13 protein-coding genes are annotated in these 12,948 nt (G+C 71.0%); 5 read left to right on the top strand and 8 right to left on the bottom strand.

The genetic code is table 11. The features are described 5' to 3' along the window. Nucleotides 1–293: 293 nt before the first annotated feature. A complete protein-coding gene (locus AB0M30_RS09210) occupies nt 294–1,238 on the bottom strand; it encodes a MerR family transcriptional regulator (RefSeq protein ID WP_364581752.1) in 945 nt (314 codons plus the stop codon). Between the two features lie 209 nt (nt 1,239–1,447). On the opposite strand from AB0M30_RS09210, the gene AB0M30_RS09205 reads away from it, so the two are divergent. Continuing rightward, nucleotides 1,448–1,750 (top strand): WhiB family transcriptional regulator, encoded by a 303-nt coding sequence (locus AB0M30_RS09205; protein ID WP_276209731.1) that lies wholly within the window; start codon nt 1,448–1,450, stop codon nt 1,748–1,750. A 130-nt stretch (nt 1,751–1,880) separates the two neighbouring features. Here the strand turns inward: AB0M30_RS09205 and groL are convergent, their stop codons facing one another. After that, complete coding sequence (groL, locus tag AB0M30_RS09200) at nt 1,881–3,494, bottom strand: chaperonin GroEL (RefSeq protein WP_360172237.1); 1,614 nt, start codon at nt 3,492–3,494, stop codon at nt 1,881–1,883. A gap of 97 nt (nt 3,495–3,591) precedes the next feature. Next, nucleotides 3,592–3,885 (bottom strand): co-chaperone GroES, encoded by a 294-nt coding sequence (gene groES / locus AB0M30_RS09195; RefSeq protein WP_004559922.1) that lies wholly within the window; start codon nt 3,883–3,885, stop codon nt 3,592–3,594. Between the two features lie 303 nt (nt 3,886–4,188). On the opposite strand from groES, the gene AB0M30_RS09190 reads away from it, so the two are divergent. Beyond that, nucleotides 4,189–6,066 (top strand): peptidoglycan recognition family protein, encoded by a 1,878-nt coding sequence (locus AB0M30_RS09190; protein ID WP_364581749.1) that lies wholly within the window; start codon nt 4,189–4,191, stop codon nt 6,064–6,066. A gap of 21 nt (nt 6,067–6,087) precedes the next feature. Here AB0M30_RS09190 and AB0M30_RS09185 read toward each other — a convergent pair whose 3' ends face one another. Beyond that, a complete protein-coding gene (locus AB0M30_RS09185; protein ID WP_364581747.1) occupies nt 6,088–7,464 on the bottom strand; it encodes a glycosyltransferase family 2 protein in 1,377 nt (458 codons plus the stop codon). Then, complete coding sequence (gene xrtP, locus AB0M30_RS09180) at nt 7,461–7,970, bottom strand: exosortase P (RefSeq protein ID WP_364581891.1); 510 nt, start codon at nt 7,968–7,970, stop codon at nt 7,461–7,463. The genes AB0M30_RS09185 and xrtP overlap by 4 nt, the downstream gene beginning before the upstream one ends. 360 nt (nt 7,971–8,330) lie before the next feature. Here xrtP and AB0M30_RS09175 point away from each other — a divergent pair, with 360 nt between their 5' ends. The 3 genes from AB0M30_RS09175 to wecB all read left to right on the top strand — a co-directional run bounded on the left by AB0M30_RS09175 (nt 8,331) and on the right by wecB (nt 10,540). Beyond that, nucleotides 8,331–9,098 (top strand): choice-of-anchor P family protein, encoded by a 768-nt coding sequence (locus AB0M30_RS09175; protein WP_364581745.1) that lies wholly within the window; start codon nt 8,331–8,333, stop codon nt 9,096–9,098. Nucleotides 9,099–9,109: 11 nt separating this feature from the next. Further along, entirely contained in the window at nt 9,110–9,289 is a 180-nt protein-coding gene (locus tag AB0M30_RS09170) for an LPXTG cell wall anchor domain-containing protein (protein WP_310967614.1), read from the top strand. A gap of 105 nt (nt 9,290–9,394) precedes the next feature. After that, nucleotides 9,395–10,540, top strand: coding sequence for a UDP-N-acetylglucosamine 2-epimerase (non-hydrolyzing) (wecB, locus tag AB0M30_RS09165; RefSeq protein ID WP_364581742.1), 1,146 nt, complete (start codon nt 9,395–9,397; stop codon nt 10,538–10,540). A gap of 211 nt (nt 10,541–10,751) precedes the next feature. On the opposite strand, the gene tsaD is transcribed toward wecB, so the two are convergent. Genes tsaD through tsaB form a run of 3 tightly spaced genes read right to left on the bottom strand, consistent with a single transcriptional unit; the run spans nt 10,752 to nt 12,939 of the window. Next, nucleotides 10,752–11,798, bottom strand: coding sequence for a tRNA (adenosine(37)-N6)-threonylcarbamoyltransferase complex transferase subunit TsaD (gene tsaD / locus AB0M30_RS09160; protein ID WP_364581739.1), 1,047 nt, complete (start codon nt 11,796–11,798; stop codon nt 10,752–10,754). After that, nucleotides 11,798–12,277, bottom strand: a complete 480-nt coding sequence (gene rimI / locus AB0M30_RS09155; RefSeq protein ID WP_308672618.1) for a ribosomal protein S18-alanine N-acetyltransferase — start codon at nt 12,275–12,277, stop codon at nt 11,798–11,800. Before rimI ends, tsaD begins: the two co-directional genes overlap by 1 nt. Continuing rightward, nucleotides 12,274–12,939 (bottom strand): tRNA (adenosine(37)-N6)-threonylcarbamoyltransferase complex dimerization subunit type 1 TsaB, encoded by a 666-nt coding sequence (gene tsaB / locus AB0M30_RS09150; RefSeq protein WP_364581736.1) that lies wholly within the window; start codon nt 12,937–12,939, stop codon nt 12,274–12,276. The genes rimI and tsaB overlap by 4 nt, the downstream gene beginning before the upstream one ends. Between the last annotated feature and the right edge of the window lie 9 nt (nt 12,940–12,948).

The following is a 12,948-nucleotide window of genomic DNA, read 5'->3' as shown; positions in this document are numbered from 1 at the left end:
CGAACGAGCAGGCCCACCGCCCCCAACCACCGGGCCAGGCTCGAGCGACCGCCACCTCCACGACCCACCTCGCACAACGCCACCGCCGGCAGCCGCTCCCCGAACGAGCAGGCCCACCGCCCCCAACCACCGGGCCAGGCTCGAGCGACCGCCACCTCCACGACCCACCTCGCACAACGCCACCGCCGGCAGCCGCCCATCCCCGGGGTGCGTAGTCGGGCAGGCCACCGCCCCGGCCCCAGCCGCCGAAAACCGGCACCCAGCCGGCCACGGGCCGCCGGAGCGGGTCGCCGCTACCGATGCACGCCGACCAGGACGTGTTCGAGGCGGTCCGCCGCCGACGGAAGGTCCGTCAGGAGCTCCACCTTGTCCGGCAGGCCCGCCGGGTCCCAGCCGGGGCCGCAGGCGAACAACCTGCTGCGCTGGCGTCCGCGCGAGACCCTCGCGAACAGCCGCGCGTCCGCCACCCCGCGCCCGCGCGCCCACAGCACCACCGCCGCCGGGGCGCTCCGGCGCACCGCCACCGCCAGCACCTCCGCCGGCAACGGCACCCCGAACAGCTGCGCGCCGATCCGCCGGCCCGCCAGGGACGCCGCCAGCGCGTACATCGGCATCGAGTCGCGCTCGTCGGGGACGCAGCCGAGGAGGACCGGGCGGGTGTTGCGGGGCTCGTCGAGCACCGGGGTCGCCCGGACCAGGGCCGCGAACACGCACTCCGCCAGCAGGTACTCGACCTCCGCCCCCGCGCTCACACCCCGCCAGCGCGCGCCGAGCGCCGACAGGACCGGCTCGATCACGCCCGTCCAGGCCGGGAGCACGCCGAGCTCGGCGATGGTGTCCGCGAGCATGCGCTGGACCGCGCCGACGTCCATCGCCAGCGCCGCCGTGCTCAAGCGGCGGGCCAGGCGGGAGCGGACCTCCAGGCCGTCGTCGGCCGCCGAAGCGCCGGCGGGCTCCGAAGGCTCCTCCGGCTGGGGCGGGCCGGAGCGGGGCATCTGCTCGAGGGCGTAGCGCGCCGCCTCGGCCGTCGACGCGCCGCTCAGCAGCGCCCGCTGCATCAGTTCGAGGCGGCCGATGTCGGAGGTCCCGTAGCGGCGGTGCCGGCCGTCGGTGTGGCGGCTGGGGCCCAGTCCGTAGCGGCGGTCCCACGTTCGGAGGGTGGACGGCGCGACCCCGAGCCGGCGGGCGACCGAGGCCACCGGCAGGGTGGGTTCTTCGGTGCCCGACCCAGCTCCCACGAGGCTCAATATCCAGGCACCCAGCGCAGTCGGCAACCGGAGGCGAAAGCCCTGCTCACACATCCGGGGGATGCCTAACGGCTGAATCGACCCGAATCGCTTGAACAACTATTGGCGCGCTTCTAACGTTACCGCCGTTGCACCGAATGGAGTATCGGCACCACAGCAGAGCAGCTAGCGGCATCGACCGAATGACGGAGGCGGTCAGGATGGCAGACACGCGCAGGCTCCCAGGACCCAACGCCGACATGTGGGACTGGCAGCTCGAAGGGTCGTGCCGGGGGATGGACAGCGCGTCCTTCTTTCACCCGGACGGCGAGCGCGGCCCGGCGCGGGCACGGCGGGAGGCCAGGGCGAAGGCCGTCTGCCTGAGCTGCCCGGTCTTGGAGATGTGCCGCAGCCACGCGCTGGCCGTGCACGAGCCGTACGGCATCTGGGGCGGGCTCTCGGAGTCCGAGCGGGAGAACATCATCAAATCGGACAAACGCGCGCTCAGCATGTCCGGCGGCTGAGCGCACCACAGACATCGGAGGGCGGCACCGGGTGGGGTGCCGCCCTCCGTGCCGTCCAGGGGCCGTTCCGGGCCCACGAAAGCGGGGCGGCACTCCCTCCCGGAAGTACCGCCCCGCTTCGCGTACTGCGTCAGTGCGAGTGGCCGTGCCCCGCCGAGGCGGGCTCCTCGTCGGCCGGCTTCTCGACCACGGACGACTCCGTGGTCAGCACCAGCCGGGCGATGGAGGCGGCGTTCGCCACCGCGGACCGGGTCACCTTGACCGGGTCGACGATGCCGGCGGCCAGCAGGTCGGTCAGCTCGCCGGTGGCGGCGTTGAAGCCCTGCCCCCAGCCCTGCTCCTGCACCTTGTTGACGATGACCGCGCCCTCGTGGCCCGCGTTGGTCGCGATCCAGAACAGCGGCGCCGTCAGCGCGTCCTTCACGATCCGGACACCGGTCGCTTCGTCGCCGGAGAGGCCGAGGCCGCCCTCGAGCTCCTTGACCGCGTGCACCAGCGCCGAACCGCCGCCGGGCAGGATGCCCTCTTCGACGGCCGCCTTGGTCGCGGCCACGGCGTCCTCGATGCGGTGCTTGCGCTCGTTCAGCTCGGTCTCGGTGGCCGCGCCGACCTTGATCACCGCGACACCGCCGCCGAGCTTCGCGAGCCGCTCCTGCAGCTTCTCGCGGTCCCAGTCGGAGTCGGTGCTCTCGATCTCCTTGCGGATCTGCGCGATCCGCGCCTGGGTGGCGTCCTTGGTGCCGGCGCCGTCGACGATCGTGGTGTCGTCCTTGGTGACGACGATGCGGCGCGCGCTGCCGAGCGAGCCGAGGTTCGCGTCGGCCAGCTTCATGCCGATCTCCGTGGAGATCACCTCGCCACCGGTGACGACCGCGAGGTCGTCCAGGAACGCCTTGCGGCGGTCACCGAAGAACGGTGCCTTGACGGCGACCGCGGTGATCGTCTTGCGCAGCGAGTTCACCACGAGGGTGGACAGCGCTTCGCCGTCGACGTCCTCGGCGATGATCAGCAGCGGCTTCTTGGCCTCGACGACCTTCTCGAGCACCGGCAGCAGGTCCGCCAGCGACGAAATCTTCTCGCGGACCAGCAGGATGTAGGCGTCCTCGAGGATCGCCTTCTGCTCCTCCGGGTTGGTCGCGAAGTGCGCCGAGAGGAAGCCCTTGTCGAACTGGACGCCCTCGGTGATCACCAGCTCGGTCGCCAGGGTCGACGACTCCTCGATGGTGATGACGCCGTCTTCGCCGACCTTCTCGACGGCTTCGCCGAGCAGGGCGCCGATGTTCGCGTCACGCGAGGTCACGGTGCCGACCTGGGCGATGTTCTCGCGGCCCTTGACCGGGGTGGCCTTGGCCTTGAGGATCTCGATGACCTTCTCCGCGGCGGCCTCGATGCCGCGGCCGATCGCCGAGGGGTTGGCGCCGGCCGCGACGTTGCGCAGGCCGACCTTCACCAGCGACTGCGCGAGCACGGTCGCGGTCGTGGTGCCGTCACCCGCGACGTCGTTGGTCTTGGTGGCGACGCTCTTGGCGAGCTGGGCGCCGAGGTTCTCGAACGGGTCGTCGAGCTCGATCTCCCGGGCGACGGTCACGCCGTCGAGGGTGATGGTCGGCCCGCCGAACTTCTTGTCGAGCACGACGTGGCGACCGCGCGGGCCGAGCGTGACCTTGACCGCGTCGGCGAGCTTGTTCACCCCGCGCTCGAGTGCGCGACGAGCGTCCTCGTCGAATTTGATCTGCTTGGGCATAGCGTTTTCCGCTTACCTTCCGGTGGTCTTGAACGCACGAACGCCCCGCTCCCCGGCGTTGTGCGGGGCCCGGGGCGTCATGCGCTGCGAGCGGACGTCAGTTGATGACGGCCAGCACGTCGCGGGCGGACAGGATGAGGTAGTCCTCGCCGTTGTACTTGACCTCGGTGCCGCCGTACTTGGAGTAGATGACGACGTCGCCGACGTTCACGTCCAGCGGGACACGGTTGCCCTTGTCGTCGATCCGGCCCGGGCCCACGGCCAGAACCTTGCCCTCCTGGGGCTTCTCCTTGGCGGTGTCGGGGATGACGAGGCCGGAAGCGGTCGTCTCCTCGGCCTCACTCGTCTGGACAACGATCTTGTCCTCGAGCGGCTTGATGTTCACGCTCACCGGGTTGACCTCCACGGTCGTCGAAAGCGTTGGCAGGATGTGGTTACGGCTCTACCACCCCCGCCGTCGCGGGTGCCGGGGCTGTCGGGCCGTGCATTTAGCACTCTAGCCACGTGAGTGCCAGTCGTGCAAGGAGGGTCCACCCGACGTGGGACACGGCGACTGAACGAGCCCTGACCGGCCCTTTGTTCCCCGCGGCTGGTCCGCCCCGTGGCCGGCAACCGCCCGCGCGGCCCTTACCGCCGGCGTGAGTTTCTGGTTAGGTTCTCACCTCAAGCACCCGCACCTTGGGGGTTCATGCCCATGTCCCACCCCATCCCGAGAACGGCGGCCATCCTCGCCGCCGCAACCCTCCTCACCGGCCTGACCGCAGCTCCAGCGAACGCCCGACCCGACCCCACCACCCAGCGCCAACGCGACTTCACCGCCGCGGCCAACGAGTTCAAGGTCCCCGAGAACGTCCTCCTCGGCGTCTCCTACCTGGAGTCCCGCTGGGACACCAACGCGGGCACGCCCAGCACCTCCGCCGGCTACGGCCCGATGCACCTCACCGACCTGCGCGAGGCCGGCGCAGCGACCAGCCACCACGACGAGGGCACCGAAGACGCAAGAGGCGACGACGCTCGCCCGGCCACGCACCCCCAGGCCAGGCCCGCCGCACCGCCGCCCACGCTGCAGACCGTCGACGAAGCCGCGCGACTGCTCGGAACCGACGCACGAACGCTGCGCACCGACGCCACCCAGAACATCCGCGGCGGCGCCGCCCTCCTCGCGAAGTACCACGCCGGCCAGAGCGACTGGTACGACGCGGTCGCCCGCTACAGCGGCTCGGCCGACCAGGCCGCCGCGCAGACCTTCGCCGACGAAGTCTTCGACACGATCAAGACCGGCACCGCCCGGACGACCGACGACGGCCAGCAGGTCACGCTGAGCCCGACCCCGGACCTCGTCGTCCCGCAGCACGCCGACAAGACGCCCGCGGGCGTCGAGTGCCCGCGCAGGGTGACTTGCGAGTCGGTCCCGGCGCCGTACCAGCAGCTGCCGAAGGACGACTACGGCAACCACGACCTCGCGAACCGGCCCGAGAGCCAGCAGATCGATCACATCGTCATCCACGACACCGAGGGCTACTGGGCCAACGTCCTCGACCTCGTCCAGGACCCGACGTACGTCAGCTGGCACTACACCATCCGCTCGGCGGACGGCCTGATCGCGCAGCACGTCCCGACCAAGGACGTCGCCTGGCACGCCGGCAACTGGTACGTCAACGCGAAGTCGATCGGCATCGAGCACGAGGGCTTCGCGGCGAAGGGCACCTGGTACACCGAGGCCATGTACCGCTCGAGCGCGAAGCTCGTCGGCTACCTCTCGCGCAAGTACGGCATCCCGCTCGACCGGGCGCACATCATCGGCCACGACAACGTGCCGGGCATCACCCCGGCGGCGATCCCGGGCATGCACTGGGACCCGGGCCCCTACTGGGACTGGTCCCACTACTTCGACCTGCTCGGCGCGCCGCTCGGCGGGTTCGGCCTGCCCGGCTCGTCGCTGGTCACCATCGACCCGGCCTTCGCGAAGAACCAGCCCGCCTTCACCGGCTGCGACAGCCCCGGCACCCCCTGCGTGCCGCGCGGCTCGGAAGCCGTCGTGCTGCACTCGGCGCCCAGTGAGTCGTCGCCGCTGCTGGTCGACATCGGCCTGCACCCGAAGGGGACGGCGTCCACGATGGACGTCTCCGACGTGGGCAGCCGCGCCGCGACCGGGCAGCGGTACGCCGTCGCCGGCGTCAGCGGCGACTGGACGGCGATCTGGTACCTCGGGCAGAAGGGCTGGTTCCACAACCCGCGCAACGCCCGGGTCGCGAAGCCCGCGATCGGCTGGGTCGTGACGCCGAAACCCGGCCTCGCGACGGTGCCGGTCTACGGCCGCGCCTACCCCGAGCCGGAGGCCTACCCGGCGAACGTCACCGTGCAGGCCATCACGCCGCTGCCGTACACGCTCTCCGCCGGCCAGAAGTACTCCTCGGGCGGCACGGTCGGCTCCGAGTACTACTGGGCGACCACGTTCGACCCGGCCGGCCACGTGGTGGTGAAGGGCAAGCTCAAGTACGTCCAGATCCAGTTCGGGCACCGGATCGCCTTCGTCAAGGCCGACGACGTCCGGATCGTCCCGGCGTTCTGAGCCGGTGGGCGGAGGTCGCGCTCACGCGTCGAGCGCGACCTTCACCCCGGCCGACTGCTCGGTGTTGCGGCGCGTCTTCGCCCAGCCGTTGCGCCCGCGGACGAGCCGGAACAGCGCGCGCCACGACGTCACGTAGAACGTGTAGATGTACGCGGCGTACGCGAAGCCCATCCCCAGTCCGCGCACGAAGTTCCTGCTGCGCAGGCACTTCAGCTGGTAGATCGGGCCCCAGACGAGGAACGGCAGCAGCCCGAACGAACCGTAGATGGCGAACAGGATCCAGGCGCCGCCGGTGAACCACGTCCACATCTGCCCCGGGTCTCCCGCGGTGCCGGCCACCAGCAGGACGAACGGGATCGGGTACAGCAGCGAGCCCAGCAGCTGCAGCCACGGCTGGGCCAGGTAGTACATCATCTCCGCCGCGCCGAGCGTGCTGACGTGCGGTGAATCCCAGATCCGGCGCAGGTACCGGGCGCACTGCATGGTGCCCTGGCCCCACCGCGTGCGCTGCACGAGGAACCGCCGCAGGCTGTACAGACCTTCCTGCGAGACGTGGGCATCCGGGGTGAACCCGGTCCGCCAGCCCGCGGTGAGCAGGTGGACGCCGAGTTCGAAGTCCTCCAGCAGCGAGCCGCGCCACGGCTCCCCGGCGCCGCCGGCGATCGAGTCCAGCGCGGTGAGACGGGTGAACTGGCCGTTGCCGCCCATCGAGATCGTGCCGGTGAACCCGCGAGACGTCTGGATCGCCGCGATCGCCGTCCGGAACTCCAGGTCCTGCAGCTGCGCGAGCTTGAGGCCGAACCAGCGGCCGAGCGGGTTGCGCGACGGCGGCGGCGTCTCCACGTTGCCCATCCGGACGTCGAGCTGCACCGCCCCGACCGCCGGATCGCCGAAGAGGTGGTCCGCCGCGCAGACCTCGAGGCAGTTCGGCGACGGGCGGCCGTCGGCGTCGACGACCACCACGACGACGTCGTCGCGGGCGGCGTCCGGACCCATCCAGTCGTTCAGGGCGCGGTAGGCCGCGTTGAGCGCGTCCCCTTTGCCGGTCCGGGCTTCGGGACGCACGCGCGGCACCAGGTGCAGGTACGGGTCGTAGCCGCCGTGGCGCCGCCACAGCATCCGGACCACGCGGGCGGTGCGGTCCTCCGAGTCGTCGTCGACGACCCAGACGTGCGCCCGGCGAAACGTGGTGCGCAGGTAGCGGATCGTCTCGCGGATGACCGTCTGTTCGTCGCGGCACGGCACGAAGAAGTGCCAGGTGAAGCCGGCCGGGTCGCCGGCCGGGCCGGGCTTGCGGCGCAGGTACGGCACCACGATCACCACGACGTAGACGAGGAACGCCACGCTCATGGTCAGCGCGAACGCCTGCGTGATGGCCAGCAGGACCTTGACGCTCATGCGTTCTTCTTCCGCGTCGAAAGCCAGACGAACAGGACGATCGAGACGGCGCCGCCGAACACGCTCACCATCGAACCGAGCAGCGTGTGGCCCCAGTAGTAGCCCTCGTCGGTGCCGAACCAGTGCACAAGGCCGACGATCGTCAGAATGCGCAGCTGGTTCACCAGCACGACGACGAGCGCCGAAATGCCGAGCGAAAAGAAGAGCCGCCGCGCATTCGACGGCCGGAAGTACAGCATGGCCATCGTGACAACGAGCAGCGGGAGCAAAAGGAACGCCGAGGAACATTCCGGCGTCATTCTCAACCCGAACGGAGCAGCACTGGTCAACCCAAAGTAAACAGACTCCCGATCGGGTGCCACATAAACACCCGATGTAGTGAACAGATCGAGGATGACCCCCGCGAGCCGCACTTCGAGTTCGCGGTAGAACCGCTCGGCCAGCACCACCGCGGCACCCGCCGCGGCCAGTGCACTCAGGGCCACGACCAGCGGAAACCTTGCCATTCCTGAGTTCGGAGCGCTCGCTACCGCCACGACGTTCCTCTCGGTGTCGATTTCCCGATCGAGTTGGGGGGCACTGGCGAGCGTAGGACATATGTGCCACGCGTTTCCACCCGGAGGGGTGGAAACGCCGCCCCAATCGGCTGGACCTCAGCCGAACTTGTTACGCCATTCGAGTGATACGGAAACGACCAGCGAAAACGGCGTCGAGCCTTACCCGATCCGGTGATTCGGGAAATTTTGTGTGCTATTCGGGCCGGTCTTCGCGATAGTCGATCCGCGTGCCGAGTCATGGCTAGCCGGGTCGATCCGCGCCGCCGTCACGCACCCCCGATAAATCCAGCGAATTCGGAGGACCACTTGATGAAGAGCTCCCTCGTGCGCCGTGGCGGGCTGCTCGCCGCGGTCGTGGCGAGCGTCGTGCTCGCCGGCGCGGCCCCCGCTTCGGCAGCACCCGGCGACGGATCGGCGTACGGCGTCAAGGTCGACGTCAAGCTGCTCGGCCAGAACGCGGTGAAGGCGGGTCCGTTCGCGGCCGCGAACACCGCGGGCCCGACGAGCAGCAGCCTGGCGAAGGTCGACCTCACCGGCATCCTCACCGCCGGCGCGATCAACACCGAAGCCAAGCGCGACGAGAATTCCGGTGCGGTGACGGCGAAGGCGAGCACCGCCGACGTCGGGCTGCCGCTGCTCAAGGCGGCGCTGGGCAACGTCGGCATCAAGCTCGTCGAGGCCGTGTGCACCGCGACGCAGAAGGGCGTCGAAGGCAGCACGAAACTGGTCGGCGCGAACCTCGGCAGTGTCGGCGCGGTCGACGCCGCCCCGGCCGCGAACACGCAGATCAAGGTCGGTCTCGGCGCGCTCAACGTCGCGACGATCATCCTCAACGAGCAGGTGAAGAACGCCGACGGCAGCCTCACGGTCAACGCCGTCCACGTGAAGCTGCTCGGCGAAGGGCTCAAGGCGCTCGGCTCGGGTGACGTCGTCGTGTCGTCGGCGACCTGCGGCCCGGCCGCGCCGCCGATGCCGCTGGCGTCCGGTGCGGGCCTGTGGATCGGGCTCGGCCTGCTGGGCGCCGTCGCGCTGCCGGTCGGCACCCGCATCTTCCGCCGCCGTTCCGCGCGAGCCTGAGCGAGGTCCGGATGTACAAGATGCCGGGCGCCGGAGTCGGCGTGGCCGGTGGCGGGGTCGGCACCCTCGCCGCCACCGGCGCCGACATCGGGTGGTGGCTGGCCGTCGGCGTGCTCCTGGTCCTGCTCGGGACCGTCGCGCTGATCGCCGTCCACCGCCGCAACCGCCGTCTTTCCCGGGCGCGGGACTGAGGCGGTGACCCCGGGCCGCCGGCGTGTGCCCCTCGCACGCCGGCGGCCCGCTCGTAGATGGAAATTTGCTGGACACTGGACGATGTGGAGAAGGGGCGGCACGGGATGGACGTGATGTTGCTGGCCGGGACGCGGCCGGAAGCCGTCAAGCTCGCGCCGCTGGCCCTGGCGCTGGCGGCCCACCCGGTGCTGCGCCCGGTCGTGGTGCACAGCGGCCAGCACCCGGGCATGGTCGAGCAGGCATTGGAGCCGTTCGGGCTGACCGTGGACGTGTGGCTCGACGTGCCGCCGCGGGTGACCGGCGGCCAGGCCGAGCTGGTCGCGGGCCTGCTGCCCGCGCTCGACGACGCACTGCGCCGCCACGCCCCGGCCGCGCTGGTCGTCCAGGGTGACACGACGACGACGCTCGCGGGCGCGCTGGCCGCGTTCTGGCTGGGCATCCCGGTGGTCCACCTGGAAGCCGGGCTGCGCACCCACGACCTGGCGGCGCCGTTCCCGGAGGAGGGCGCGCGGCAGATGGTGTCCCGGATCGCGGCGCTGCACCTGGCCCCGACCCTGGGCGCGGCGGCGGCCTTGCGCTCGGAAGGCGTTGCGCGGCAACAGATCGCGGTCACGGGCAACACGGTGGTCGACGCGGTGCTGGAGATCGCGGCCCGCGACCTGCCGGCGCGCGACACGGCCCTGGCGTTGCTGGAGATGGAGCTCGCGGAGGCGGGCGAGCGGCTGGTGCTGGTCACGTCCCACCGCCGGGAATCCTGGGGCGAGCCCCTGGAGCGGACGCTGGCGGCGGTGCAGCTGATCGTGGCCGAGCACCCGGACGTCCAGGTGCTGTTCCCGGCGCACCCGAACCCCCAGGTCCGAGCCCAGGTGAAGGCGGCACTGGCCGGCTTGCCCCGGGTGACGGTGACGGACCCGCTGGAGTACCCGGACCTGGTCCGAGCGCTACGGCTGGCGGCCCTGGTCCTGACGGATTCGGGCGGCATCCAGGAGGAAGCACCGACGTTCGGTACCCCGGTGGTGGTGCTGCGCGAGGTGACCGAGCGCGTGGAAGTGGTGGAGGCGGGCTGCGCCTGGCTGGCGGGAACGGACACCGAGCGCATCGCGGACACGGCGGCAAGGCTGTTGAGCGGCGAGCTCCGCCCAGCCCAGGTGGGGAACCCGTACGGAGACGGAAACGCGGCGGTCCTGGCAGTAGCGGCGATCGAGGAACTGCTCGGCGTACGGGCAGCAACCCCGGCAGCGGCTTCGTAGCACGAGCCTGGCAGCGGCTTCGCAACACAGCCCGGCGAGGCAAAAGGCCGCGGCAGAAAACGAACGGAAGACAAGGGGCCCACACCCCCCGCAACCCCGATCCGAAGCCCCAACACGGTCGGCGGCGCCGGGTCAAGGCACGCTTTCCCGCCTTGACGCGGTGCCGCCGGCCGTAGTCACAATCGGGCATCGGGGTGGCGGGGAAACACCGCTAGAGCGACACCACGTTAACCGGCAGCGCCGGGTTGGCACTGAAGTCCAACGGAGCCGTCGGCCGCTTGGCCGCCACCACATGCGCACCCAGCGCAGCGATCATCGCACCATTATCCGTACACAGCCGCGGACGAGGAACCCGCAGCTCGATACCCGCAACCGCACAACGCTCCGCAGCCAGCTCCTTCAACCGCGAATTCGCCGCCACCCCACCGGAAATCACCATCGTGTCGATCCCCTGCTCCTTCGCCGCACGAATCGCCTTCGCGGTCAGTACATCCGCAACGGCCTCCTGGAACGACGCCGCAACATCGTCCACCGGAATCTCCTCGCCACGGCGAGCAGCGCCTTCGACCCAGCGCGCAACCGAGGTCTTCAACCCGGAGAAGGAAAAATCAAAAGCAGCATCCCGCGGCCCCGTCATCCCCCGAGGGAACGCGATCGCCGCCGGATTCCCGTTCTTGGCCGCCTTGTCGATCGGCGGCCCACCCGGGTACGGCAGCCCGAGCACGCGAGCAACCTTGTCGTAAGCCTCACCGGCCGCATCGTCCACAGTGGACCCCAGCTCGGTGATCGACGACGCGATGTCGTCAACGCGCAGCAGCTGGGTGTGCCCACCGGAAACCAGCAGCGCCAAGCACGGCGCCGGCAACGGCCCGTGCTGCAGCGTATCGACGGCGATATGCCCGGCCAGGTGGTTGACGCCGTACAACGGCACGTCCAGCGCCGTCGCGTACGCCTTCGCCGCCGAGACGCCGACCAGCAGCGCGCCCGCCAGGCCCGGCCCGGCCGTCACCGCGATAGCGTCCACATCGGACAGCGAAAGACCGGCCGTGGCGAACGCCCGCGAAGTCGTCGGGACCATCGCCTCCAGGTGCGCGCGACTCGCGACCTCAGGCACCACACCGCCGAACCGGGCGTGCTGCTCGACACTGGAGGCGACCTCGTCGGCCAGCAGCTCCACCGTGCCGTCGTCGTGCAGCCGGACCAACCCGACGCCGGTCTCGTCGCACGAGCTCTCGATACCCATGATGATGCGTGCCATCAGCCCGCCACCCCGTCTCGCGTCCGCGCCGGGCGGACCATCGTGTACGCGTCGGCACCGGAGGGCTGGTAGTAGCGCTTCCGGATGCCGAGCCGTTCGAAGCCGTGGCGCTCGTACAGGGCGAGCGCGGTGGTGTTGTCCGTGCGGACCTCGAGGAAGACCGGCGCCTCGAACTCGTCGGCCCGCGTCAGCAGCGCCTGCAGCAGCGCCTTGCCGATGCCCTGGCCCTGGTGCTCGGGCGCGACGCCGATGGTGTGCACGGTCGCCTCGTACTCGCCGCGGCGGCGCCCGACGACGGCCAGCCCGGCGTAGCCGAGCAGCTCGTCACCCTCGTCCGGGCGGGCGGCGAGGTAGAAGTTGCCCGCGTCCAGTTCGGAGTGGAAGGCGCGGGCGCTCCACGGGTCGTCGCCGGGGAACAGGATCTTCTCGATCTCCACGCACCGGGCGATGTCCATGCGGCGCAGGGGTCCGAGTCTCACGGAGCGGTCACCCGTTTCGGCGCCGCGGGCTCGACGGCGTCGGGACGACGCAGGTACAACGGCGTCAGCGGCGCCGGCGGCTCCGAAGCGAGCAAGGCGCTCCGAGCGACCTTCACCAGACCGGCGGGCGACGGGAACCGCGGCTCGACCGGCCGGACGTCGAGCACGTCGGCGTACAGGAGGGCGCCGTCCCCCGCCGCCACCTTGACGTCGGTCTCGAGGTCCGCCGGGCGCTGGACGTGCGGGCCGTCGGTGCGCCGGCCGGCGGCGTCGTAGGCGGCCCAGTAGACCTCGCGGCGGCGGGCGTCGGTGAGCACGAGGAAAGCGTTGTCCCCCGGGGCGACGTCGGCGGCCAGCGCGTCGAGGCTGCAGACCGGGTACACCGGGATGCCGAGGGCGTGGCCGAGCGCGGCGGCGGTGGCCAGGCCGGCGCGCAGGCCGGTGAACGGCCCGGGGCCGACGCCGGCGACGATCGCGTCGAGGTCCTTGAGGGTCACCCCGGCGGCCTCGGCGGCGGCCAGCGCGTGCGGCGTGATCAGCTCTCCGTGGGCGCGGGGGTCGACCGTGACGCGGTCACCGCGCGTCTCGACCAAGCCGCCGTCCAGCGCGACGACGCCCGCGGTCACCGCCGGGGTCGAGGTATCGATCGCCAGTACCAACACGGTGTCCCA

The sequence above is a fragment of the Amycolatopsis sp. NPDC051716 genome (genome assembly GCF_040681595.1).
Taxonomy (GTDB): Bacteria; Actinomycetota; Actinomycetes; order Mycobacteriales; family Pseudonocardiaceae; genus Amycolatopsis.
Note: the sequence above shows the minus strand (reverse complement) of the source record. Positions and strands in the feature narration are given on the sequence as shown.